Origin of the sequence: Streptomyces sp. SID14515 (assembly GCF_010548505.1) — a bacterium.
Lineage (GTDB): Bacteria > Actinomycetota > Actinomycetes > Streptomycetales > Streptomycetaceae > Streptomyces > Streptomyces caviscabies.
In genome coordinates this window covers 22,694-46,050 of sequence record NZ_JAAGMH010000136.1, presented here as the reverse complement: position 1 = coordinate 46,050, position 23,357 = coordinate 22,694, and the positions used below count along the sequence as shown (strand labels likewise).

Annotated in this window: 20 protein-coding genes; 4 read left to right on the top strand and 16 right to left on the bottom strand. The window is 71.5% G+C overall.

Annotation, left to right across the window (positions count from 1 at the left end; genetic code table 11):
- Positions 1-70: 70 nt before the first annotated feature.
- The 4 genes from G3I54_RS32785 to G3I54_RS32770 form a co-directional block, all read right to left on the bottom strand.
- Positions 71-2,530 carry a [protein-PII] uridylyltransferase gene (locus tag G3I54_RS32785; protein WP_164620087.1) on the bottom strand — a complete coding sequence of 820 codons (2,460 nt, stop codon included), beginning with the start codon at positions 2,528-2,530 and terminating at the stop codon, positions 71-73.
- Positions 2,531-2,558: 28 nt separating this feature from the next.
- Positions 2,559-2,897, bottom strand: coding sequence for a P-II family nitrogen regulator (locus G3I54_RS32780; protein ID WP_003965965.1), 339 nt, complete (start codon positions 2,895-2,897; stop codon positions 2,559-2,561).
- Entirely contained in the window at positions 2,894-4,246 is a 1,353-nt protein-coding gene (locus G3I54_RS32775) for an ammonium transporter (protein ID WP_164620085.1), read from the bottom strand. Before G3I54_RS32775 ends, G3I54_RS32780 begins: the two co-directional genes overlap by 4 nt.
- A gap of 357 nt (positions 4,247-4,603) precedes the next feature.
- Complete coding sequence (locus tag G3I54_RS32770; protein ID WP_164620083.1) at positions 4,604-6,079, bottom strand: hypothetical protein; 1,476 nt, start codon at positions 6,077-6,079, stop codon at positions 4,604-4,606.
- A gap of 454 nt (positions 6,080-6,533) precedes the next feature.
- Here G3I54_RS32770 and G3I54_RS32765 point away from each other — a divergent pair, with 454 nt between their 5' ends.
- Positions 6,534-7,181, top strand: coding sequence for a bifunctional DNA primase/polymerase (locus G3I54_RS32765; protein ID WP_164620081.1), 648 nt, complete (start codon positions 6,534-6,536; stop codon positions 7,179-7,181).
- Positions 7,182-7,268: 87 nt separating this feature from the next.
- Here the strand turns inward: G3I54_RS32765 and ftsY are convergent, their stop codons facing one another.
- The gene (gene ftsY, locus G3I54_RS32760) at positions 7,269-8,474 is read right to left on the bottom strand and encodes a signal recognition particle-docking protein FtsY (RefSeq protein WP_164620079.1); all 1,206 of its coding nucleotides are present in this window, start codon (positions 8,472-8,474) and stop codon (positions 7,269-7,271) included.
- 175 nt (positions 8,475-8,649) lie between these two features.
- Here ftsY and G3I54_RS32755 point away from each other — a divergent pair, with 175 nt between their 5' ends.
- Positions 8,650-9,636: an LLM class flavin-dependent oxidoreductase gene (locus G3I54_RS32755; protein ID WP_164620076.1), complete on the top strand. Its 987-nt coding sequence runs from the start codon at positions 8,650-8,652 to the stop codon at positions 9,634-9,636.
- A gap of 68 nt (positions 9,637-9,704) precedes the next feature.
- Here G3I54_RS32755 and G3I54_RS32750 read toward each other — a convergent pair whose 3' ends face one another.
- From G3I54_RS32750 to G3I54_RS32735, 4 genes are all read right to left on the bottom strand, one after another.
- Positions 9,705-11,123, bottom strand: a complete 1,419-nt coding sequence (locus G3I54_RS32750; protein ID WP_164620074.1) for a sugar porter family MFS transporter — start codon at positions 11,121-11,123, stop codon at positions 9,705-9,707.
- Positions 11,124-11,353: 230 nt separating this feature from the next.
- Positions 11,354-15,244, bottom strand: a complete 3,891-nt coding sequence (locus G3I54_RS32745) for an AAA family ATPase (protein ID WP_164620072.1) — start codon at positions 15,242-15,244, stop codon at positions 11,354-11,356.
- A gap of 321 nt (positions 15,245-15,565) precedes the next feature.
- Positions 15,566-15,778 carry a hypothetical protein gene (locus tag G3I54_RS32740; protein ID WP_006127885.1) on the bottom strand — a complete coding sequence of 71 codons (213 nt, stop codon included), beginning with the start codon at positions 15,776-15,778 and terminating at the stop codon, positions 15,566-15,568.
- A gap of 438 nt (positions 15,779-16,216) precedes the next feature.
- Positions 16,217-16,498, bottom strand: coding sequence for an acylphosphatase (locus G3I54_RS32735; RefSeq protein ID WP_030085033.1), 282 nt, complete (start codon positions 16,496-16,498; stop codon positions 16,217-16,219).
- A gap of 231 nt (positions 16,499-16,729) precedes the next feature.
- Between G3I54_RS32735 and G3I54_RS32730 the strand changes: the two genes are divergently transcribed.
- Positions 16,730-17,692, top strand: a complete 963-nt coding sequence (locus tag G3I54_RS32730; protein ID WP_164620070.1) for a CAP domain-containing protein — start codon at positions 16,730-16,732, stop codon at positions 17,690-17,692.
- Positions 17,693-17,776: 84 nt separating this feature from the next.
- The gene (locus G3I54_RS32725; RefSeq protein ID WP_164620068.1) at positions 17,777-18,163 is read left to right on the top strand and encodes a helix-turn-helix domain-containing protein; all 387 of its coding nucleotides are present in this window, start codon (positions 17,777-17,779) and stop codon (positions 18,161-18,163) included.
- Here G3I54_RS32725 and mutM read toward each other — a convergent pair.
- The 7 genes from mutM to rsmD form a co-directional block, all read right to left on the bottom strand.
- A complete protein-coding gene (gene mutM / locus G3I54_RS32720; protein WP_164620066.1) occupies positions 18,136-18,996 on the bottom strand; it encodes a bifunctional DNA-formamidopyrimidine glycosylase/DNA-(apurinic or apyrimidinic site) lyase in 861 nt (286 codons plus the stop codon). The genes G3I54_RS32725 and mutM overlap by 28 nt on opposite strands.
- A gap of 121 nt (positions 18,997-19,117) precedes the next feature.
- Positions 19,118-19,942 carry a ribonuclease III gene (rnc, locus tag G3I54_RS32715; protein WP_164620064.1) on the bottom strand — a complete coding sequence of 275 codons (825 nt, stop codon included), beginning with the start codon at positions 19,940-19,942 and terminating at the stop codon, positions 19,118-19,120.
- A 19-nt stretch (positions 19,943-19,961) separates the two neighbouring features.
- Complete coding sequence (gene rpmF / locus G3I54_RS32710) at positions 19,962-20,135, bottom strand: 50S ribosomal protein L32 (protein WP_003965982.1); 174 nt, start codon at positions 20,133-20,135, stop codon at positions 19,962-19,964.
- A 2-nt stretch (positions 20,136-20,137) separates the two neighbouring features.
- A complete protein-coding gene (locus tag G3I54_RS32705) occupies positions 20,138-20,746 on the bottom strand; it encodes a DUF177 domain-containing protein (RefSeq protein ID WP_164620062.1) in 609 nt (202 codons plus the stop codon).
- 222 nt (positions 20,747-20,968) lie between these two features.
- Positions 20,969-22,057, bottom strand: a complete 1,089-nt coding sequence (locus G3I54_RS32700; RefSeq protein WP_164620060.1) for a cell division initiation protein — start codon at positions 22,055-22,057, stop codon at positions 20,969-20,971.
- A gap of 116 nt (positions 22,058-22,173) precedes the next feature.
- Positions 22,174-22,653, bottom strand: a complete 480-nt coding sequence (coaD, locus tag G3I54_RS32695) for a pantetheine-phosphate adenylyltransferase (RefSeq protein WP_343240491.1) — start codon at positions 22,651-22,653, stop codon at positions 22,174-22,176.
- Positions 22,654-22,679: 26 nt separating this feature from the next.
- Positions 22,680-23,264, bottom strand: coding sequence for a 16S rRNA (guanine(966)-N(2))-methyltransferase RsmD (gene rsmD / locus G3I54_RS32690; protein ID WP_164620056.1), 585 nt, complete (start codon positions 23,262-23,264; stop codon positions 22,680-22,682).
- Between the last annotated feature and the right edge of the window lie 93 nt (positions 23,265-23,357).

The following is a 23,357-nucleotide window of genomic DNA, read 5'->3' as shown; positions in this document are numbered from 1 at the left end:
CCCCGGAGAACACCAAGCCCTCGCCCGGATACGAAGCCGAGCGAGGGCCGTGCGGTGGTGTCGTACGCGGTCAGCCGAGGGCCTTCTCGACCTCCCGGGCGACCTCGGCGGCCCGGGCCGGGGACAGCGGTTCGCCGTCGGTCCCGGTGACGTAGAAGGCGTCCACGGCGTTGGCGCCGAGGGTGGAGACATGGGCGCTCCGCACCCGTACCGCGCTCTGTTCCAGGGCCCGGCCGATCCGGTGCAGCAGGCCCGGGGCGTCCTGGGCGCGGACCTCGATGACGGTGGCGCGCCGGGAGCCCGCGGCGGCCACGGTGACCCGGGGCGGCGGGGCCTTCACGCCGCGCCGGCGCGGGTAGGCGGCCTCGCGCTCGGCGAGCCGGGCCCGGATGTCCAGGGAGCCGTCGAGGGCGCGTACGAGGTCGGCGCGCAGGCGGGTGGCCTGCGGGAGGGACCCGTACTCGGCGGCGACCCGCCAGCTGAGCAGCAGCAGGTCCGCCCGCTCCCCCAGCTCGTTCGGCAGCTCCACCGCGCGCAGGTCGGCGGCGCGCACGGTGAGGCGGTGCAGGGCGAGGACGCCGGCCGCGGCGGGCAGCACGCCGGGGCGGTCGGGCAGGGCGATGAGGAGCTCGACGCCGACGGGTTCCACTTCGCCGTCCTCGGCGGGTTCCCCGGGCTGGGTGTGCAGGGCGAGGACGGGTTCGCCGGTGCGCAGGGCCTCGATGGTGAGGCGTTCGTGCTCGGCGCTGGGCGCGGTCTCCTCCGGCTCCTCGGGGAGCTCGCCGGCGAGGACGGCGGCGACGCGTTTGACCAGGTCGGTGACGAGAGAGGCGCGCCAGGAGCTCCAGGCGGCGGGCCCGGTGGCGAGCGCGTCGGCCTCGGTGAGGGCGTGCAGCAGCTCCAGGGTGGAGGCGCTGGAGACGGCTTCGGCCACCGACCGCACGGTGGCGGGGTCGTCGAGGTCGCGCCGGGTGGCGGTCTCGACGAGCAGCAGATGGTGGCGTACGAGGGTGGCGATGACGCCCACGTCGTGCTTGTCGAAGCCGATCCGGGTGGCCATGTCCCGGGCGATGACCTCGCCGGCCACCGAGTGGTCGCCGGGCCAGCCCTTGCCGATGTCGTGGAGCAGAGCGGCGACCAGGAGGAGGTCGGGGCGGTGGACGCGGCGGGTGAGGGAGGCGGCGCGGACGGCGGTCTCCACCAGGTGCCGGTCGACGGTCCAGGTGTGGACGGCGTTGCGCTGGGGGCGGCAGTGGACGCGTTCCCAGTCGGGCAGCAGCCGGGTGATGATCCCTTCCGCTTCGAGTGCCTCCCAGATGCCGACGGTGGCCTCGCCCGCGCCGAGCAGCGTGACGAGTTCCTCGCGGGCCTCGGGGGGCCACGGGACCGGCAGCGGCTGGGCGGTGGTGGCCAGGTGGCGGACGAGGTGGCGGGAGAGCGGGAGTCCGGCCTCGGCGGCGGCAGCGGCGGCGCGCAGGGTGAGGACCGGGTCGCGTTCGGGGCGGGCGGCGCGGGCGAGGACCACTTCGCCGTCCGCGTCGACCACGCCGTCGGCGAGCGGGGTGCGTTCGGGGGCGGCCTTGGAGCCGAGGCCGCCGCTGAGCATGGCGCGGAGCTTCGGGCGGACCGAGCGGGCGCGCAGGACCCGGTTGACCTCGCGCCAGGTGACGTCGGTGGCGTACGAGACGGTGCGGGCGGCCTCGTAGACCTTGCGCAGCAGGACGTCGGCGTCGAGCAGGCCGAGGGCCTCGGCGACCTGGTCCTGTTCCTGGAGGGCGAGCCGGTCGGTGGCGCGCCCGGTGGTGAGGTGGAGGGCGTCGCGGGCGTCGAGGAGGATGCGGCGGGCCTCGGCGAGTCCTTCGCGGGGTGCGTCGGCGACCCAGGAGGCGGCGACCGCGCGCAGGGCGGTGGCGTCGCGGAGGCCGCCGCGGGCCTCCTTGAGGTCGGGTTCCAGGAGGAACTGGAGCTCGCCCATCCGTTCCGCGCGTTCCTGGCAGAGCTCGTGGAGGGCGGGGAGCCGTTTGGGGGCCTGGTTGCGCCAGTCGGCGAGGATCGCGGTGCGCAGGGAGGCGACGAGGCCGAGGTCGCCGGCGACCGGGCGGGCGTCCAGCAGGCCGAGCTGGACCTTGAGGTCCTCGCCCGCCGTCCTCCGGGCCTCGCCCGGGGTGCGTACGGAGTGGTCGAGGGCCAGCCCCAGGTCCCAGACGGGGTACCAGATGCCGTCGGCGAGGGCGGCGAGGGCCGCCGCGTCGGCGCTGCCGTCGTGCAGGAGGAGCAGATCGAGGTCGCTGCGCGGGGAGAGCTCGCCGCGGCCGTAGCCGCCGACGGCGACGAGGGCGGCGCCGCGCACCCCGGCGCGGGTCGCGGCGGCGGTGAACAGGCCGGTGAGCCAGTCGTCGGTGAGGCGGGCGAGGGCCGCACGGCGCGGCGGCCCGGACCGCGCCTCCTGCTGGAGGAGGCGCAGCCGGGCCGCCGCGTAGCCGCTGGGTCCCGAGCCTTCGGATTCGGTGGTCACTTCGGTACTCGTCACCCAGCTGCCTTCCGTTGCGGGCCGTCGGTCAGAGGGCGTCCGGGCCGCGCTCGCCGGTCCGAACGCGGACGGCGGTCTCGACCGGGACGCTCCAGACCTTGCCGTCACCGATCTTGCCGGTGCGGGCGGCCTTGACGACGACCTCGATGAGCTGTTCGGCGTCCTCGTCCTCGACGAGGACCTCGATGCGGATCTTGGGGACCAGGTCGACGGTGTACTCGGCGCCCCGGTAGACCTCGGTGTGGCCGCGCTGCCGCCCGTAACCGCTGGCTTCGGTGACGGTGAGCCCCTGGACGCCGAAGGCCTGGAGGGCCTCCTTGATCTCGTCCAGCCGGTGGGGCTTCACGACCGCGGTGATGAGCTTCATGCGTCCACCTTCTTTGCCTTCGGTGCTGCCGTCGGGTCCGTCGCGGGGGCGGTGGTGCGGGAGACCGTGCCGCCGCCGGCGCCGCTGAAGTCGTAGGCCGTCTCGGCGTGCTCGACCTGGTCGATGCCGGAGATCTCGTCGTCCTCGGAGACCCGCATTCCGATGGTCTTGTGGAGCAGGAGGGCGATGAGGCCGGAGACGACCAGAGAGTACGCGAGGACCGCGACGACGCCGACGACCTGCTTGCCGAGCTGGTCGACACCGCCGCCGTAGAAGAGGCCCTTGGCGTCGGACTGGACACCGCCGGTGGCGAAGAAGCCGACCAGGATGGAGCCGATGACACCGCCGACGAGGTGGACGCCGACGACGTCCAGGGAGTCGTCGTAGCCGAACTTGTACTTCAGGCCGACCGCCATGGCGCACAGGACACCGGCGATGGCGCCGACCGCGATCGCGCCGAGCGGGGAGACGGAACCACCCGCGGGGGTGATGGCGACCAGACCGGAGACCGCGCCGGAGGCGGCGCCGAGGGTGGTGAAGGAGCCGTGCCGCAGCTTCTCGTAGATGAGCCAGCCGAGGACCGCGGCGGCGGTGGCGACCTGGGTGTTCAGGAACATGACCGCGCCGACGCCGTCGTCGTTGCCGAGCCAGGATCCGGCGTTGAAGCCGAACCAGCCGAACCACAGGAGGGCCGCGCCGAGCATGACGAGCGGCAGGCTGTGCGGCCGCATCGGGTCCTTCTTGAAGCCGATGCGCTTGCCGATGACGAAGATCACGCCGAGGGCCGCGGCACCGGCGTTGATGTGGACGGCCGTACCGCCGGCGAAGTCGATGACGCCCATGTCGAAGAGCCAGCCGCCGGAGCCCCAGACCCAGTGGGCGACGGGGAAGTAGACGATGGTGACCCACAGGACGATGAACAGCGCCCAGGCGGTGAACTTCACGCGGTCGGCGAGCGCACCGCTGATCAGGGCCGGGGTGAGGATCGCGAACATCAGCTGGAAGGCGGCGAAGACGTACACCGGGATGGTGGTGCCGTCCCAGAGTTCGGTGATGCCGATCCCGCTGAGGCCTACGTAGTCGCCGCTCCAGCCGATGACCGACCCGATGTCGGAGCCGAAGGCGAGGCTGAATCCGTAGAGCACCCACAGGATCGTGACGATCCCGAGGCTGATGAAGCTCATCATCAGCATGTTGAGGGTGCTCTTGACGCGGACCATGCCTCCGTAGAAGAAGGCCAGGCCGGGGGTCATGAGCATCACCAGGGCCGAGCAGATGAGCATGAACCCGGTGTTGGCGGCAGACAGCTCAGGGGCGTCTGCGGCAAGCGTCGTGATGCCTGGGGGCATCGGCGTCTCCTCGTCGTCGGTGCGGCCGCGGCGTGCGGGGGAATGCTGCGGGACCACTGGGGAAAAGGTGCGGGCCGGTTATGAGCCATGAGGTTGGCCGAGCGCCGTTTCCGGGGATGCCGCACGATGTTTCGCGAGCGTGACGAAGAGGGATCGCGTGTTACGGCCGAATGAATCCGGGGTGGCGCGTCCGGTGCCCTGCCTATCCTGCGGCGCACGCCGCATACGGTGCGGTTGAAACGCCCAGGGGCCGGAAAACAGGAAACCGGCCACGGCGGCCCTCCGTGTGACCAGGCGATGGGGGAGCCGAGTCGGGCTGTACGGAAGGGGCGCCGCGGCCGGGGCCGGTGGTGCCGGTCAGACCGCTTCGGCGGTCTCCGGCAGCTGTTCGTGGAGCAGCTCGGTGAGCCGGGCGACGTCGGCGACATCGCCGAAGTCCCTGGCAGCGGTGTCGACGGTCTTGCGCAGGCGGGTGTTCACGCGCTCGGAGCGGACCTTCTTGGCGATCTTCAGGGCGCGGGTGGCGAGCACGGTGGACTCCTCGGGCTCGCGCTGGAGGAGATGGACGGTGGCCATACCGATGAGGTTGAGCGCGTAGGAGCGCTGGTGCTCGTCGTCCTCGCCGAACAGCTCGACGGCCCTGTCCATGACGGGCTGAGCGAGCGAGGCGTAGGTGGGGCTGCGGCCGGCGACATAGGCCAGGTCGCGGTAGGAGTGGGCGTTCTCGCCGTTCAGCTCGGCCTCGGAGAAGAAGCGGATCCAGTCGGGCTCGGGCTCACCGTCGAGACCGGCGTCCAGGAAGGTGTCCTCGGCCATCCGGACGGCCCGCTTGCACTTGCTGGGCTGGCCCATGTTGGCGTAGGCGCGGGCCTCCATCGCATACAGCATGGCCTGCGTACGGGAGGTGGCGCAGTCGCGGCTGCCGTACTGCGCGAGGTGGATCAGCTCCAGGGCGTCGTCGGGGCGGCCCAGGTGGATCATCTGGCGGCTCATGCTGGAGAGGATGTAGCTGCCGAGCGGCTTGTCCCCGGCCTCCTTGGCGGCGTGCAGGGCGAGCACGAAGTACTTCTGGGCGGTGGGCTGGAGGCCGACGTCGTAGCTCATCCAGCCCGCCAGCTCGGCCAGTTCGGCGGCGCAGCGGAAGAGCCGCTGGGCGGTCGGTCCGGGCTGGGGCTCCTGGAGCAGGTCGGTGACCTCGTGCAGCTGCCCGACGACGGCCTTGCGGCGCAGTCCGCCGCCGCACTGGGCGTCCCACTGCCGGAACATCGCGGTGGTCGACTCCAGCAGGTCCAGCTCGGGCCGCGAGAGCTTGGAGGGGCGGTGGGCGGCGGCCGGGGACTCCGGTTCGCCGGGGCCCTGGGCGGGGACGGGCACCAGCCAGCGCTGCATCGGCTCGATGAGGGCGGGCCCCGCGGCCAGCGCCAGCGAGCTGCCGAGGAAGCCGCGCCGGGCGAGCATCAGGTCGCTGCGGGAGAACTCGCTGAGCAGGGCGACGGTCTGGGGTCCGGCCCAGGGCAGGTCGACCCCGGCCACCGAGGGTGACTGGTGGGCGGTGCGCAGCCCGAGCTGCTCGACGGCGACGACGGCGCCGAAGCGCTCCGAGAACAGCTCGGAGAGGATGCGCGGGATCGGCTCGCGGGGCTGCTCGCCGTCCAGCCAGCGCCGTACGCGGGAGGTGTCGGTGCTGATGTGGTGGGCGCCCATCTGCCGCGCCCGCCGGTTCACCTGGCGTGCCAGCTCGCCCTTGGACCAGCCACTGCGCACGAACCATGACCCCAACTGTCCGTTGGGACGCTTTCCGGCATCCGTGTCGCCTGCGCCGCTGCCACTCACTGGAACGCCCCCATCCCGCTGAAACCTCATCGCGCGAACCATTATCAGAATGCCGTGCATCGGTGCTGTCCGTCCGGGAGTTGACCCCCGTCGACATCTCGACTTCACCGACGTCATCGAACTGGAAATCGGGTTGCCCATGGCATACCCGTGGGTGCACATACTCCCAGGGTTCGTGTACCGACGGTAATCCTACGATCACCCCTCCCGCGAGGGGAATTGAGGAAACGCCACCATTCGCCACCCCTTCGAATGAACCCGACTACCGCCGGGCGCGCTTGACTTGAGCGAACAGGACCGAGGGCGAGCGGACGGAAGCACTCGGGGGCGCGCACACCGTGTCGCACTCCCTTTCGCACTACCGCGCACGCCACTCGATCGAGTTTCAGCGACGGAGGGTTACCCGAGCGAAGCGGGTCGTAACCACCGACGAGCCGGACCCGTTGGAGGGGGCATGGGCTTCACGATCGGCGGCATCCGGGAGATGCGATCCGGTGCGCGGCGACGCCACCGCGGCACCGAGGGCACGGCGGTGGCCGAGTACACAGGGCTGTGGGGCTGGGCGGTGACGCCCGGGGCGCGGGCCGAGGCCGGCTCCTGCTCGTGCGGCGAGGCGGCCTGTCCGGCGCCGGGAGCCCACCCACTGGACTTCGCCCGCGAGGTCCCGGCGGGCACCGGCCTGGACCGTGCGTCGGACGCCTGGGCTCAGACGCCGGGAGCGGCGATGCTGCTGCCGGTGGGCCGCTCCTTCGACGTCCTGGAGGTGGCGGAGCAGGCCGGGCGGCGAGCGCTGGTGCGGATGGAGCGGATGGGGCTGCCGTCGGGGCCGGTCGCGGTGACGCCGACCGGGCGGGCGCAGTTCCTCGTCGCCCCCGGGGCCGCCGCCGAGCTGCCCGAGCTGCTCTACCGGATGGGCTGGGACGACGCCGCCCTCGATCTGCGCGCCCTGGGCCCGGGTGCGTACATCACCGCCCCGCCCTCCGACCTCGGCGGCCTCGGCCCGGTCCGCTGGCTGCGGCCCCCCGTGCTGGACACGGCGGCCGCTCCCCCGCAGGCGCGGCTGCTGCTGGGGACGCTGGCGTACATCTGCCACCGCTCGTAGGGCGCCGAGCGGGCACGGAAACGGCGGACGGGCGGCGGCTCCTGCGAGGAGCCCGCCGCCCGTCCGCCGCACCGGATGCGAAGGGGGTCAGTCGCCGATCAGGGCGTCCACGAAGGCGCCCGGCTCGAACGGCGCGAGGTCGTCCGCCCCCTCACCGAGGCCGATCAGCTTCACCGGTACGCCCAGCTCGCGCTGGACCGCGATGACGATGCCGCCCTTGGCGGTGCCGTCGAGCTTGGTGAGGACGATGCCGGTGATGTCCACGACCTCCGCGAACACCCGGGCCTGGACGAGGCCGTTCTGCCCGGTGGTGGCGTCGAGGACGAGCAGGATCTCGTCCAGCGGGCCGTGCTTCTCCACGACGCGCTTGACCTTGCCGAGCTCGTCCATGAGGCCGGTCTTGGTGTGCAGCCGGCCGGCGGTGTCGATGAGGACGACGTCCGCGCCCTCGGCGATGCCTTCCTTGACCGCGTCGTAGGCGATCGACGCGGGGTCGCCGCCCTCGGGCCCGCGGACCGTACGGGCGCCGACGCGCTCGCCCCAGGTCTGGAGCTGGTCGGCGGCGGCGGCGCGGAAGGTGTCGGCCGCGCCGAGCACCACGCTGCGGCCGTCGGCGACGAGCACCCGGGCCAGCTTGCCGGTGGTGGTGGTCTTGCCGGTGCCGTTGACGCCGACGACCATGACGACGCCCGGGGAATCGGCGCCGCCCTCGGTCTTGACCTCACGGTCGAAGTCCGGGCCGAGCAGGGTGATCAGCTCTTCACGGAGCAGGGTGCGCAGGTCCTCGGGGGTGCGGGTGCCGAGCACCCGGACGCGCTCGCGGAGCCGCTCGACCAGTTCCTGGGTGGGGGCGACGCCGACGTCGGCGGTGAGGAGGGTGTCCTCGATCTCCTCCCAGGTGTCCTCGTCGAGGTTGTCGCGGGAGAGCAGGGTGAGGAGCCCCTTGCCCAGCGAGTTCTGCGAGCGGGCGAGCCGGGCCCGCAGACGGACGAGCCGGCCGGCGGTGGGCTCGGGGACCTCCAGCGCGGGGGCCTCGGCGACCGGAGCCTCCTCCTCCACGGGCGCGGTGGCGTCCGGGAGGCCGACTTCGTCGATGGTGCGCCGCGCTTCGTCGCGCGGCGTCTCGGCCTCCTCGCCGACCTGCGGCTCGGCGGGAGGGGTGATGGTCGGCGCGCTCGGCGGCGGGGGCGGCAGCTTCTTCTTCTTGCGGCTGCCGACCACGAGCCCGCCGACCAGGCCGACAGCGACCAGGGCGATGACTACAGCGAGGATGACGATTTCGACGAGTTCCATAACCCGTCCAGTATCGGCCACGGCCGTGCCGCGGGCGCTGCCCCGGCTGACCCCCGGCGATCCGGCCGATCCATATGCACCTTTTTGGCGGCAATGCGCATGCACGCCTCTACACTTCTGACGCTTCGTCAGCTACGGTGCGGCCGCCTGCCCCGCCCGGTGAAGGGAGCCTCTGATGGCGTTCACAGTGGTCCGGTTCAATCTCGTCGACCCGGCAGCCGAACCCGTAGCGCTCTCGGCCCGCTATCGCGCCGCCCTGGAGATGGCGGCGTACGCGGACGAGCACGGCGTCGACACGGTGCAGACCGAGGAGCACCACGGGGTGGCGAACTCCTGGCTGCCCTCCCCGTTCACCTTCGCCGGAGCCGTCTTCGGCGCCACCCGCCGGATCGCGGTGACCGTCTCGGCGATCATCGGGCCGCTGCACGATCCGCTCCGGCTGGCGGAGGACATCGCGGTGCTGGACCTGCTGAGCGCGGGCCGGCTGGTGACGGTGGCGGGGATCGGCTACCGCCCCGAGGAGTACGAGCGGGCCGGGGTCGAGTGGGGGCGGCGCGGCCGGCTCCAGGACGAGCTGCTGGAGACGCTGCTGACCGCGTGGACCGGGGAGCCGTTCCCGTACCGGGGGCGTACGGTGCGCGTCACCCCGCGTCCGTACACGCGGCCGCACCCGTTGCTGCTGGTCGGCGGCAGCTCGCGGGCCGCGGCGCGGCGGGCGGCCCGGCTGGGGCTGCCGCTGTTCCCGAGCGCGCATCTGCCGGAGCTGGAGGCGTACTACCACGAGCAGCGCGCGGTCCACGGGACGGAGGGCTTCTGCATGATGCCCGCGGCCGAGACGCCGCTGCTGCATGTGTCCGAGGACCCGGACCGTACGTGGGCGGAGTACGGCGAGCACTTCCTGCACGAGGCGCGGACGTACGCCTCGTGGCAGTCCAAGGACATCCGCTCGGCCGTCCGCTCGGCGGCGACGACGGTGGCGGAGCTGCGCGAGGAGGGGGTGTACCGGATCGTGACGCCGGACGAGCTGTCGGGCCTGGGGGCGGACTCGCTGGTGCTGCATCCGCTGTGCGGCGGGATGCCGGTGGAGGAGGGGTGGCGGAGCCTGCGGCTGTTCTGCGAGGCGGTGGGCCGGGAGAAGCCGGCGGCCCCGGCTCAAGGGTGAGCCGGGGCCGCCGGTGAAGAGGAGAGCGGCAGCGGGGGGTGGCCCATCTCCTCCAGCGCGGGGGGGGGTCAGCCCATCTCCTCCAGCGTCTTGCCCTTGGTCTCCTTCACGAACTTGAGCACGAAGGGGATCGAGAGCACGGCGAAGCAGGCGTAGATGATGTACGTCCCCGAGAGGTTCCAGTCGGCCAGGCTCGGGAAGCTGGCGGTGATCGCCCAGTTGGCGATCCACTGCGCGAAGACGGCCACACCGAGGGCGGCGGCGCGCAGGCGGTTCGGGAACATCTCGCCCAGGAAGACCCAGACGACGACACCCCACGACAGAGCGAAGAAGAGCACGAAGGTGTGGGCGGCGATCAGGGCGACGGCGCCCTCGGCGGTGGGCAGCTTGCCGTCGACCAGGTCGGCGGAGAAGGCCCAAGCCTCGACGGCCAGCGCGACCGCCATGCCGACGGAGCCGACGAGGGCGAGCGGCCTGCGGCCCACCCGGTCCACCAGCACCATCGCGATCACCGTGCCGATGATGTTGATGATCGAGGTGGTGAACGAGTAGAAGAACGAGTCGGTCGGGTCGACGCCGACGGACTGCCACAGCGTCGCCGAGTAGTAGAACGCGACGTTGATGCCGACGAGCTGCTGGAACATCGAGAGGCCGATACCGACCCAGACGATGGGCAGGAAGAAGAAGCGGTTGCCGAGCAGGTCCTTGAAGGAGGACTTGTGCTCGCGGTGCATGGCGGTCTCGATCTCGGCCACCCGCGCGTCGAGGTCGATCTTGTTGCCCTCGACCTCTTCGAGGATCTTGCGGGCCTCGGCCTTCCGGCCGACCGAGATGAGGAAGCGCGGGGACTCGGGGATGGCGAAGGAGAGCAGCCCGTACAGGATGGCCGGGACGACCATCACGCCGAGCATCCACTGCCAGGCCTCCAGGCCCAGGATCTTGCCGCGCTGGTCGCCGTCGGCGATCTGGAGGACGGCGTAGTTGACCAGCTGGGAGACGGCGATGCCGATGACGATCGCGGCCTGCTGGAAGGAGCCGAGCCGGCCGCGGTAGGCGGGCGGGGAGACCTCGGCGATGTAGGCCGGGCCGATCACGGAGGCCATGCCGATGGCGAAGCCGCCGATGATGCGCCACATCGCCAGGTCCCAGAGGGCGAACGGCAGCGCGGAGCCGATCGCGCTGGCCGTGAAGAGCACCGAGGCGATCTGCATGCAGCGGATGCGGCCGATCCGGTCCGCGATCCGGCCGGCGGTGGCGGCGCCGATCGCACAGCCGATCAGCGCGATGGCGATGACCTGGGCGAGGGTTCCGGAGCCGATGTCGTACCGGTCGCGGATCGCCTCGACCGCCCCGTTGATGACGGAGCTGTCATAGCCGAAGAGGAAGCCGCCCATCGCCGCGGCCGCGGTGATGAAGATGACATGGCCGAGGTGGTCCGGATGGGCCGCTCGGGCCCCGGACTCGGGTCCGTTCGCTGTGCTGGTCACGTGAACTCCTGATGCCTGGCCGCAAGTCAGACGTGGGGGGTGAGCCTTCCCAGTGGGGCACAACATCCGGCCCGCCACCACTTGAAGGCGAAATCAACTTTGCAGAGGTTATGCGTTCAGGAAACGAAGTCAAACAGCGGGTCCAGCCCCGTCTGCCCAGAAGTGCACAAAAGGTGCATTGAACCTCTGATGGTTCGGTCGTGCCAGTAAAGGGGGCGTGCCGGTAAGGGTCAGCGCAGCCGCTGGCTGATGACCTTCGAGACCCCGTCGCCCTGCATGGACACGCCGTACAGCGCGTCGGCGACCTCCATCGTCCGCTTCTGGTGCGTGATCACGATCAGCTGGGAGCTCTCCTGGAGCTCCTCCATGATCCGGATCAGCCGCTGCAGATTGGTGTCGTCGAGCGCGGCCTCGACCTCGTCCATCACGTAGAACGGACTGGGCCGGGCCTTGAAGATCGACACCAGCAGCGCCACGGCCGTCAGGGACCGCTCGCCGCCCGACAGCAGGGAGAGCCGCTTCACCTTCTTGCCCGGCGGACGCGCCTCGACGTCCACCCCGGTGGCCAGCATGTTGTCCGGATCGGTCAGGATGAGCCGCCCCTCGCCGCCGGGGAAGAGCCGCGAGAAGACGCCCTCGAACTCACGGGCGGTGTCCCGGTAGGCCTCCGTGAAGACCTGCTCGACCCGCTCGTCGACCTCCTTGATCACCTGGAGCAGATCGGCCCGGGTCTTCTTCAGGTCTTCAAGCTGCTCGGACAGGAATTTGTGCCGTTCCTCCAGCGCCGAGAACTCCTCAAGGGCGAGCGGATTCACCTTCCCGAGTTGCTGGTACGCCCGTTCGGCCGCCCGCAGCCGCTTCTCCTGCTCGGGCCGCCGATACGCCTTCGGCTGGTTACGCGGATGCTCCGGGTCCTCCGGCAGTTCCTCGCCCTCCGCGGCGGGCGAGGGCGGCACGAGCTGGTCGGGGCCGTACTCCGAGACCAGCCCCGCGGGCTCCACGCCCAGCTCCTCCAGGGCCTTCGTCTCCAGCTGCTCGATCCGCAGCCGCTTCTCCGCGCCCAGCACCTCGCCCCGGTGGACCGAGTCGGTGAGCTTGTCGAGCTCGCCCTTGAGCGCCCGGCCCCGGTCGCGCTCGACGGCCAGCTCACGCTCCCGCTCGCCCTTCGCCGCCTCGGCCGACGTCCGCTCCTGGTCGGCCCGAACGAGGGACACCTCGACGTGCGCCAGCAGCTGACGGGTGCCCGAGGCCACGGCGGAGGCGACCTCGGCCTCGTACCGCAGCCGGGCCCGGCGCTGTTCGGCACGGGTGCGCGCCTCCCGTTCGACACGGGCGGCCCGGTCCAGCGAATCGGCGCGGCCGGCCAGCGCCTTGACCCGCTCCTCGTGCGTACGGGCCTGGAGCCGGGCCTCCATCTCGGTCTGGCGGGCGTTGGCCCCGTCGGCGGCGAGCCGGTCCCGTACCGAGGTGTCGGGCTCCTCCTCGGCCGGGGCCTCCTCGGCGACCAGCAGCCGCTCCGCCAGCTCCTCGGCCTCCTCCGTCGCCCGTTCCAGGGCCTCCTGGGCGCGGGCGGCGGACGCGGTCATCCGCTCGGCCTCGCCCGCCGCGCCCCGGGCCTGCCCGGCGAGCCGCCCGAGCTGCTGGGCGACGCCGGACTTCTCCCGCTCGGCCGCCCTGCGGCGCTCCCCCAACTCCTCGACGAGCGCGGTCCGCTCCGTGCGCCGCTCCCCCGCCAGCCGCTGGGCCTCGGCGAGCTCCTCGCACCGTACGGCGAGGTCGGCCAGCTCGGCGGCGGCCTCGTCGACGGAGGCCTGCACCTCCAGGAGGCTGGGCGCCCCGGCGGACCCGCCGTGCGCGAAGTGGGCGGAGAGCACGTCCCCTTCACCGGTCACCGCGGTCAGCCCGGGGTGCGCGGCCACCAGCGCCTCGGCATCCTCCAGCGTCCCGACGACCACCATGTCCGGTACGAGACGGCGTACGGCCCCGACCAGCGCGGCGGGCCCGCGCACGAGGTCGGCGACGGCGGGCGCGGCGAGGGCGGTGACCGTCTCGGCACGGCCGTCCGGGAGGGCGACGACGGCGTCCGGGCCGCCGTGCTGCGCGGGCGGCCCGGGTTCCGTGCCGCTGTGGGCGCTGCCCTGAGCAGACGGCTCGGGTTCCGTGCCGACGAGGCCGCCGCCCTGCGCAGACGACTTGGGTTCCATGCCGGTGCGGCTGCCGCCGTACGCGTCCGGCTCAGGTTCCGTACCGCCGTGGGCGCCGCCCTGCGCGGACAGCCCGGCAGGCGCCGGCTCACCAGGAGCGTTTCCCTGTCCGGGCAGCGCGGCAGGCGGCTCCTTCGGCGCCTGCTCCCCAGGCTGCTCCGGTACGTGATGAGGCCGGGCCCCCGCGCCGTCGGCCGCCACCGCGCCCAGCAGCATCGCCGCGCGCCCCGCGTCCCGTTCGCGCAGCAGCCTGATCGCGTCGGCGGCCGTGGCCGGGTCCGTGACGGCCACCGCGTCCGCCGCCGCGCCGAGGGCGGCCGCGACCGGGATCTCGTACCCGGGCTCCACGGTCAGCAGTTCGGCGGCCGGGCCGAGGAGCCCGGCCAGCCGGTCCCGGGCGCCGAGCAGCACGCCCGTCCCGTCCTTGCGGCGCAGCCCGAGGGCCAGCGCCTCGTGCCGGGCGGCGACCGCCGCCCGCCTGCGCTCGGCTGCCGTGGCCTCCTCGCGGGCCGCGCTGTGGGCGGACCGGGCCTCGGCGAGGGCCTCCTTGGCCTCCTCGTGGCGGGCGGCCAGCTCCTCGTCGACGTCGTCCAGACCGTCGACCTCGGCCTTGAGCTGCTCGTACTCCTCCTGCGCGGTCACCGCGCGCTCCTGCGCCTCGTCGCGGGCGGCGGCCAGCCGGTCGATCTCGGCCTGTGCCGAACCGGCCCGGCTGCGGGCCGCGTTGACCTGGCCGTTCAACCGGGCCAGCCCCTCGCGCCGGTCCGCGATGGCGCGGGCGGCGTCCTTGAGCCGGCGTTCCTCGGCGGCCAGCTCGCGTTCCAGGTCGGCGCGGTGGGCGGCGGTGTCCTCCAGCGCGTGTTCGGCCGCCTCCAGGGCCGCCGTCAGCTCCGCCTCCTGCTCGCGGATCCGGGCGGCCTCGCGCTCCAGGTCCTCGGGGTCGCGGCCCCGGCGCTCCTCGGCGGGCGCCTCGGAGGCGCTGCGGACCCGGGCGTCGGCCAGCGAGATCGTGCCGCGGACCCGCTCGGCCAGCTGCGACAGCTCGTACCAGGTCTGCTGGGCGCGCTGGAGCCGGGGCGCGAGGCGGCGCACCTCGCCCTCCAGCTCGGCCTCCCGGGCGAGCGCCGCACTCAGCTCGGCCTCGGCCGCGTCCTTGCGCTTCTTCAGCTCCGCCTCGTCGGCGATCTCGTCGCGCAGCGCGTCCCGCAGGGTCACCAGGTCGTCCGCGAGGAGCCGGAGCCGGGCGTCGCGCAGGTCGGCCTGGATGACGGCGGCCCGGCGGGCGACGGCGGCCTGTCGCCCGAGCGGTTTGAGCTGGCGGCGCAGTTCGTCGGTGAGGTCCTGGACCCGGGCCAGGTTGGCGCCCATCGCGTCCAGCTTCCGCAGCGCCTTCTCTTTCCGCTTGCGGTGCTTGAGGACGCCCGCGGCCTCCTCGATGAAGGCCCGGCGGCCCATCGGGTCGGCGTGCAGCACGGAGTCCAACTGGCCCTGGCCGACGATGACGTGCATCTCGCGGCCGATGCCGGAGTCGGAGAGGAGTTCCTGGATGTCGAGCAGCCGGCAGGTGTCGCCATTGATCTGGTATTCGCTGCCGCCATTGCGGAACATGATCCGAGTGATCGTCACTTCGGCGTACTCGATGGGCAATGCGCCGTCGGAATTGTCGATGGTCAGCGACACTTCGGCGCGGCCGAGCGGAGGCCGCCCGGTCGTCCCGGCGAAGATCACGTCTTCCATCTTGCCGCCGCGCAGCGATTTGGCGCCCTGTTCCCCCATGACCCAGGAGAGCGCGTCCACCACATTGGACTTTCCGGATCCATTGGGTCCGACGACGCAGGTGATCCCCGGTTCGAACCGCAGGGTGGTGGCGGACGCGAACGATTTGAAACCACGCAGGGTCAGGGCCTTGAGGTGCACGCCGCCGGACTCTACCTTTCGCTCTCGGTTTCGCTGATGAAGGTGCAGGGCACATCAGACGGTAAGCGAAGGCCGGTACGTCCGGGGTGGGGGTCGGGCAAAGAAAAAGGGACGCCGAAGCGTCCCTGTGAATCTTGCTGGCGACACGGTGGATCCAGCTGCGGTCCTGCGCGGTGCATCGCAGAGCGACCGGACAACGACGTCCCCGGTGCTACGGGGACCCCGGTGTTCGGGGACGGCGATCCGTTGCGCAGAACGAATCAGAGGTGTTCCGAGGCTACTGAGCGTGCCCGGCCCGACCGGCCCGAAGGGCCATGGTGGTCAGGTCAGCGCAGGCTCGCCCTGGGGTACGTCGATGTCGATGCTGTCGAGCAGCGACTCTTGGTGCTGGGCGGCGGCGTTGAGCGCGTCGTTCTCGTCCTGGATCCGGGTGAGCTCGGATTCCAGGTCCTGGACGCGCTGCTGGAGCCGTCGCATCTCGGCGAGGAGTCGCGGGTCGGAACCGCCGACGTAACCGAGAAGCGCCTTTGCCATGATGGATGGTCCTCCACAATGAGTGACCGACCGATGCGGTGTGGGTCGTCAGGGGATCGCACCCGCGGTGCTCGGCAGGGCTCTGTCACCACTGCGGTTCTGCTGCTAATCAGCTCTACCGAACAGCTAAGGTGCGCGGGGTTTTCAGCGTCTCACCAAAAAGTTTGACGGTCAACACGATCACACCCTGTGTACCCGGGTGTCCCGGGGGCGCGCGGCCGGACGATCATGCGGCGCGACTCTCCTGCGGGACCCCGAGGGGTGCGCGGATCTTCGTCAATGCCGCAGCCTTGCACGACATTCCGCATCTGGCAACCATCGGCCGTCTCCGGGTCCCGTCGCAGGTCATTTCGGGTGCCGGGCCCGGGCCCGGCGTTCCGGTGACCGTTCGGGGCGCGGCGTTCACCGAGCGGATCCGAAGGGCCGCGCGGGGCGGGATCAGCGGATGGCGAATCCGTCGTATCCACCGCGCGGGGTGTCCCAGATCTCAGTGACTCCGTCCACGCGCCCGGGAGTGTCGTCGGACCGCAGCCAGTCCAGCAGACGGTGGCAATTCTCACGTGACCCTTCGGCCACGATCTGCACTCTGCCGTCGTCGAGATTGAGGGCGAACCCGATGAGGCCACCGATCTCCAAAGCATTTGCCCTGGTGAACCAGCGGAAGCCTACTTGCTGTACTCGGCCGCGTACCCATACGACGAGGCGCGCTTCTTCGTTCATGCCCGAACGCTAACCGGCCAATTGCTCTCGAAGCACGCCGCCCCCTTTCGCCCATGGGCTACAGTCCCGTCGCAACAGCCTCACTCGATCGGGTGAGTATCGGACGCGAGTCGACGGAAAGTCGATCAAGCGGCATTCGCTCCGCGTGCGACCGAATTCGATCAACGAGGCGGCAACGGGGCAGTCGAGTGACGTCGCAACGGCGTCCGGAGCATCAGGAAGGCACAGCGCATGGGACGCCATCGACGATCCGCCGCAGGCCCCGCCGCTGAAGAACCCGCGGCCGGGGCCGCTTCCCGGCGCCGGGGCACGCGCCGGAAGAAGTCCGCCGTGCCCATCCGCACCGGGCTCCTCGGCGTCTCGGCGGCCGTGGCCGTCGGCGCGGTCGCCGTCGCCTCCGGCCTGCTGCCCGGCGGCGACACCTACACCTCCGGCAACACCACCGCCGCCGACCAGGTACGCACCGGCGGCGCTCCGGACCTGCTGACGCAGGGCGGCAGCTCCACCGCGCCGGCCGACCGGTCCTCCTCCTCCCCCGCCAGCCGGGGCAGCGAGCGCCCGGAGGCGCCGAGCACGTCGCCGTCCAAGACGCCCTCGGCCTCGGACTCCCCCTCGAAGACGCCGTCGAAGCCGGCCGCGCCCTCCGCCTCGGAGAAGGCGAAGAAGTCGAAGAAGCCGGCCGCCACCCCGTCCGAGAAGTCGAAGGCGCCCACCTCGACCCCGGAGAAGAGCACCGCCCCGGCGAGCAGGACCCCGGCCCCGCCGAAGACCTCCGTCGCCCCGCCGCCCAGCAAGAAGCCGAGCCCTTCCCCCACCGACGCCTCCGCACGCACCGAGGTGCTGGCGCTGGTGAACCAGGAGCGCGCGAAGGTCGGCTGCTCCCCGCTGTCCACCAGCGCTCCGCTGACCTCGCTCGCGCAGAACTTCAGCGAGGACATGGCGGCCCGGGGCTTCTTCGACCACACGGACCCGGACGGCGACACCCCCTGGGACCGGGCCGCCCAGGCCGGTGTGCAGGGACTCGGCGCGGAGAACATCGCCCGCGGCCAGGCGGACGCCCAGGCCGTGATGGAGGCCTGGATGAACAGCGACGGCCACCGCGAGAACATTCTCAACTGCGACTACAAGACCATCGGCATCGGCGTCCACGAGGGCTCCGGCGGCCCGTGGTGGGTCCAGAACTTCGGCTTCTGACCCCGCCCCCGGGCCTACCTGAATCCACTTACTCCCGTACAGCGCTCCCTCGGGGTGAGCACTGTGCGGGAGTAAGCTTTTGGTATGGCCAGCGATACGGACCGCCTCGCGTTCGACGTCTTCTCCCGGGAGTGCCCCTCGCGCTCGACGCTGGAGCATGTCACCGGCCGCTGGGGCGGCCTGACGCTCGGCGCGCTGTACGAGGAGAGCCTCCGGTTCAACGAGCTGCGCCGCCGGGTCGACGGGGTCAGCGAGAAGATGCTCTCCCAGACCCTGCACGCGCTGGAGCGCGACGGGCTCGTCCTGCGGGAGGCCCAGCCGGTCAATCCGCCTCGGGTGGACTACGAGCTCACCCCGTTCGGCCGCGAGGTCACGGAGAAGCTCCTCGGGCTGATCCACCTCGTGGAGGGGCGGATGGACGATGTGCTCTCCGCCCGTGCGCGTTACGACGAGGCGCGCGGCGGCCGCTGACAGCGCGGGCAGTAGTAGCTGGAGCGGTTCATCCAGGCGCGGCGGCGCATCGGGGTGGAGCACCGGTGGCAGGGCTCGCCCTCCCGGCCGTACGCGTCGAGCGACCTGTCGAAGTAGCCGGACTCGCCGTTCACGTTGACGTACAGACTGTCGAAGCTGGTGCCGCCCTGGGCGAGCGCCGCGTTCATGACGTCACGGGCGTGGCCGAGCAGTTCGGCGGACTTGGGGCGGGTCAGGGTCGCGGTGGGCCGGTCGTAGTGCAGCTTGGCGCGCCAGAGCGCCTCGTCCGCGTAGATGTTGCCGACGCCGCTGATCAGCGACTGGTCGAGCAGGGCGCGCTTGACCGTCGTACGGCGCAGGCGCAGCGCGGTGTGGAACGCGGCGTCGTCGAAGAGCGGGTCGAGCGGGTCCCGGGCGATGTGCGCGATGGTGTCCGGCAGGCCGTCGGGGGTGTTGTCGTGCAGCGAGAGCCCGCCGAAGGTGCGCTGGTCGACGAAGCGCAGCTCGGTGCCGAGCGCGTCGTCGAACCGCATCCGGATCCGCAGGTGCTTCTCGTCGGGGGCGTCGGCGGGCTGCACCAGCAGCTGTCCGCTCATGCCGAGATGGCCCAGCAGCGAGGAGGATGCCTCCTCGATCGGCACCCAGAGGTACTTGCCGCGGCGCATCGCCGCCCCGAAGCGGACCCCGCGCAGCCGAGCGGCGAAGTCGACGCCGCCCGCGAGGTGCCGGCGGACCGAGCGCGGGTGCAGGACCTCGACCTCGGTGACGGTACGGCCACTGACCCAGCGCTCCAGGCCCCGGCGGACGACTTCGACCTCGGGCAGCTCGGGCACGGTGCACCACTCCAGACACGACGGTAGTACGGGGGCGGGCTCCGCGAGAACCGCGGATACCGCCCCCCGGGACAGGGAAAACCCCCCGGTGCGCATGGCACCGAGGGGCTCCCGTTGTGCTTCAGGCCGGAGCGGCGTCCGTGTTCGGCGACGGATCGGCAGGGGTGTCGGCGGCCCCTCCGTCGGCCGCGGACTTCTCCGCGGCCTGCCGTGCCTCTGCGGCGGCGCTGATCTCGCGCCAGGCGGACTCGGCCGCCTGCTGCTCCGCTTCCTTCTTGCTACGGCCGGTGCCGGTGCCGTACGAGACACCACCGACGCGAGCGGCAGCAGTGAAGGTCTTCTCGTGATCCGGACCGGTCTCCGTGACGAGGTACTCGGGGACTCCGAGGCTCTCGCTCGCGGTGAGCTCCTGGAGGCTGGTCTTCCAGTCCAGGCCGGCGCCGAGGTTCGAGGACCTGTCGATCAGCGGGTCGAAGAGCCGGTGGACCAGCTCCGAGGCCGCGCCGAGGCCCTGGTCGAGATAGACCGCGCCGATCACTGCTTCCAGTGTGTCGGCGAGGATGGAAGCCTTGTCCCGGCCCCCCGTGCCCTCTTCACCGCGGCCGAGCCGGATGAAGGAGCCGAGTTCGAGGCCGCGGCCCACTTCCGCAAGTGCACGCGAGTTGACCACCGCGGCCCGCAACTTGGCCAGCTGGCCTTCGGGCAGGTCGGGGTGGGTGCGGTACAGCGTGTCCGTGACCACCAGGCCGAGCACCGAATCCCCGAGGAATTCGAGCCGCTCGTTGGTGGGCAGGCCGCCGTTCTCGTATGCGTACGAACGGTGGGTCAGCGCACGCACCAGAAGGGCGGACTCGAGGTGATACCCGAGCCGCCCTTCCAGAAGCGTGTGGGACGAGGCTGTGTTGACGTTGTCTGCCTGCTTCTTGGCGTTGGACAACTCAGACATCGGGCCTCTCACCAGCCGCTCAGACCTCGAGGACCTGGCGCTTGTTGTAGGTGCCGCAGCTCGGGCACGCAATGTGCTGGAGCTTGGGCTCCTGGCAACGCTCGCACGAAACCAGGGTGGGGACCGCAGCCTTCCACTGCGACCGGCGGTGGCGCGTGTTGCTGCGCGACATCTTCCGCTTCGGAACAGCCACGGCTACTTCTCCTGCTTCTCGTCGACGCCCGGTTCGGCGCCGCCCATGTTGTCCTTCTCGCCGTCCTGAACGGTCTCGGCGAGTCCTTGCAGTGCCGCCCAACGAATGTCGAGGGCATCGTGGTGATGGTCCGGATTCTCGTCCAGCCTGATTCCGCATTCGGAACACAGACCGGCGCAGGTCTCCTTGCACACCGGCTGCATGGGCAGTGCGAGCACTACCGCGTCACGCAGCATTGGCTCGAGGTCGAACAAGCCGTCCTCGAGGAAGAACCTGTCCTCGTCGTCCTCGGCGTCGTCGGCCGGGTCCGCAGGGCGGCCCCGGTCATCGGCGTCAGGGTACGAGAACATCTCCTGGAAATCCGCGTCGACCTCTACGGTCAGCGGCTCCAGACACCTTACGCACTCCCCCTCGGCGCTCGCACGGGCGGTGCCTGTGACAAGCACCCCTTCCATGACCGATTCGAGTCGGAGGTCCAGCTCCAGGGGCGCGCCTTCCGGCACACCGATGACGCCGTCGATACCGAGAACCGGTGAACCGGGTGCGTCCACCGAGCGGGACAGCCGCTTCAGGGCACCGGGACGCCGACCCAGCTCGCGCGTATCGAACACGAGAGGGTTGCGGTGGTCGAGGTGGCCGTTCAGGGCGTTTCCTGCTTTCGAATCATGGGTGTCGTGCTTGCTGCTGAGGGGAAGGGCCGTCTACGGTCCGGAGTCAAATCGTCCCGATTCGTAGACGAAACGGGCAGCCGAGATCGCGGACCTATGTGCGACCGAGGATTCAGGATACTGGACGGACCGCTCAGCACCCAATCGGGTCGGTCCGCCCCGGGATCAGCGGCCCTGCTCGTACCGGCGCAGCTGTTCCAGGTCGATCATGCTGGTGTCGAAGAGGCTGGTCTCGTCCAGCGCGCCGCCGCCCTGCTGGTCGGGCGCCTGGGGCTGCTGCTGGGGGTGCTGCTGCCAGCCGTAGTCCGGCTGGGGCGGGTAGCCGTTCGGGTCGTAGCCGCCCTGCTGCTGGTAGGCGGCGTACGGGTCGGGCTGCTGCTGGTAGCCGTAGGCGTCCTGCACGCCCTGCTGGACCGGCTGCTCCTGGTAGCCGTACGACGCCTGCGCGTAGCTCGGCTCGCCCTGCGGCTGCGCGGGGTACTGCGGCTGCTGGGGCTGCTGGGGCGCCTGCGGTTCCGGGGCGAGCTCGGCGAGGCCGGCCAGATAGTCGGCGTCGCTGGTGTGCCCCTGGCCGCCCGCGGCGTCCTGGGCGGCCATGTGCGCGCCGAGGTCGTCGCTGGCGACCCGACCGTGCAGCTTCTGCCGGCCCCGGCCGACCGCTTCCAGGGTCTTGGCGAGGACGGCCTCGAAGGCGCCGAACTTGGCGTCGACATAGGCGTCGGCCCGCTGCCGCAGGGTCTCCGGGTCGGCGCTGCGCTCGGGGGCCTCGGCGAAGTCGGGGTCCTGATAGCCCTGCTCGTCCAGGCCCTGGCCACGGCCGAGGAGCTTCTCGCGGCCCCGGTCCACGGAGCCGATGGTCTTGGTGAGGACGACCTCGAAGTTGGCGAGCTTGCTGTCGACGTAGTCGTCGGCCTCGGCCCGGACCTCCTCGGCCTCGCGGCGGGCCTCGGACAGGATCCGGTCGGCCTCGCTCTGCGACTGGCGGGCGATCTCGGTCTCGGAGATCAGCGAGGAGCGTTGGGCGTGGGCGGACTCGATGATCCGCTCGGCCTCCTGCCGGGCCTGCTCGGCGAGCTGCTCATGGCCGCCGATCAGCTCCTGGGCCTGGGCGAGGGAGCCGGGCAGCGCCTGGCGCACCTCTTCGAGCATGGCGAGCAGCTCGGCGCGGTTGACCACGCACGAGGCCGACATGGGCATGGATCGGGCGCTCCCGACCGCTTCGACGATCTCGTCGAGCTTCTTCTGCACGTCCACCGTGTGCTCGCCACTCTCTGCTGCTCTGTTGAAGCTGCTGCTCTGTTGGAGACGGACGGGACGACTGTAAGGCCAGTCGGCCGCCGCCCGACACCTGGTGACGACCCGTCAGCTTCTCAGCGTTCGCCGAGGCGCTTCACCAGTGCCTCGTGGACCTTCGGCGGCAGCAGGTGGGAGACATCGCCGCCCCAGGTCGCCACCTCCTTGACCAGCGAGGACGACAGGAAGCTGTACGTCGGGTTGGTCGGCACGAAGAGCGTCTCGACGCCCGAGAGGCCGTTGTTCATCTGGGCCATCTGCAGCTCGTAGTCGAAGTCGCTGACGGCTCGCAGGCCCTTCACGATCGCCGGGATCTCCCGCTGCTTGCAGAAGTCGACCAGCAGGCCGTGGAAGGACTCCACCTCGACGTTGCCGAAGTCGGCGGTGACCTCGCGGATCAGCTCGATCCGCTCGTCCACGGTGAACAGCCCCTTCTTGGACTGGTTGATCATCACCGCCACGTGCACCACGTCGTACAGCTTCGAGGCTCGTCCGATGATGTCGAGATGTCCGTTGGTGATGGGGTCGAACGACCCCGGACAGACGGCGCGGCGCACTGTGATTCCCTCGCTCTCCGGTCCGGTCATCGTGCGTCTTCGCACGTAGCGGCGGCGCGACCGTACCAAAGCGTTCCCTCGCCGTAGCGACGGGACCGCAGTGGCTCGAATCCGGCGGGCCAGCCGAATTCTCCGCCCCGGGTGCTGCGTTCCACCGTGACGAGCGCATCGGCCGTGAGCCACCCCTGAGCACGGAGTGTGAGCAGGATCTCGCGAAGATCGTCGTCGGTGACGGCGTACGGCGGGTCCAGGAAGACGATGTCGTACGGGTCCGAGGGCGCCGGTCCTGTCACGATCTGCTCGGCTTTGCCGGCCCGGACCTCGGCGCCGGGGAGGCCGAGCGTGCGGACGTTGTCGCGGACCGTGCGGACCGCCTTCGGGTCGGCCTCGACGAGCAGGGCGTGGACCGCGCCCCGGGACAGCGCTTCGAGGCCGACCGCGCCGGATCCGGCGTACAGATCGGCGACGCGGCTGCCGTCGAGGGTGCCGAGCAGCGCCTGCCAGGTGGAGAAGAGGCCCTCGCGCGCACGGTCGGAGGTGGGGCGGGTGCCGGTGCCGGGCGGTACGGCCAGGCGGCGTCCGCCGGCCGAGCCGGCGATCACGCGGGTCATGGGTGTGGGGTCCTCGGGGTCGGGGGCGAGCGGAAGGCTCACGCTGTAGGCGGGCCGTGCGTCCACGATATGGCGTGGGGCCCGCACCAGCAG

What these genes read in the sequence shown, in the direction of transcription:
- G3I54_RS32780 (WP_003965965.1), bottom strand. Translation starts at nt 2,897, where the DNA reads ATGAAGCTCATCACCGCGGTCGTGAAGCCCCACCGGCTGGACGAGATC.
- G3I54_RS32775 (WP_164620085.1), bottom strand. Translation starts at nt 4,246, where the DNA reads ATGCCCCCAGGCATCACGACGCTTGCCGCAGACGCCCCTGAGCTGTCT.
- G3I54_RS32765 (WP_164620081.1), top strand. Translation starts at nt 6,534, where the DNA reads ATGGGCTTCACGATCGGCGGCATCCGGGAGATGCGATCCGGTGCGCGG.
- ftsY (WP_164620079.1), bottom strand. Translation starts at nt 8,474, where the DNA reads ATGGAACTCGTCGAAATCGTCATCCTCGCTGTAGTCATCGCCCTGGTC.
- G3I54_RS32755 (WP_164620076.1), top strand. Translation starts at nt 8,650, where the DNA reads ATGGCGTTCACAGTGGTCCGGTTCAATCTCGTCGACCCGGCAGCCGAA.
- G3I54_RS32740 (WP_006127885.1), bottom strand. Translation starts at nt 15,778, where the DNA reads ATGGCAAAGGCGCTTCTCGGTTACGTCGGCGGTTCCGACCCGCGACTC.
- G3I54_RS32735 (WP_030085033.1), bottom strand. Translation starts at nt 16,498, where the DNA reads ATGAACGAAGAAGCGCGCCTCGTCGTATGGGTACGCGGCCGAGTACAG.
- G3I54_RS32730 (WP_164620070.1), top strand. Translation starts at nt 16,730, where the DNA reads ATGGGACGCCATCGACGATCCGCCGCAGGCCCCGCCGCTGAAGAACCC.
- G3I54_RS32725 (WP_164620068.1), top strand. Translation starts at nt 17,777, where the DNA reads ATGGCCAGCGATACGGACCGCCTCGCGTTCGACGTCTTCTCCCGGGAG.
- rnc (WP_164620064.1), bottom strand. Translation starts at nt 19,942, where the DNA reads ATGTCTGAGTTGTCCAACGCCAAGAAGCAGGCAGACAACGTCAACACA.
- rsmD (WP_164620056.1), bottom strand. Translation starts at nt 23,264, where the DNA reads ATGACCCGCGTGATCGCCGGCTCGGCCGGCGGACGCCGCCTGGCCGTA.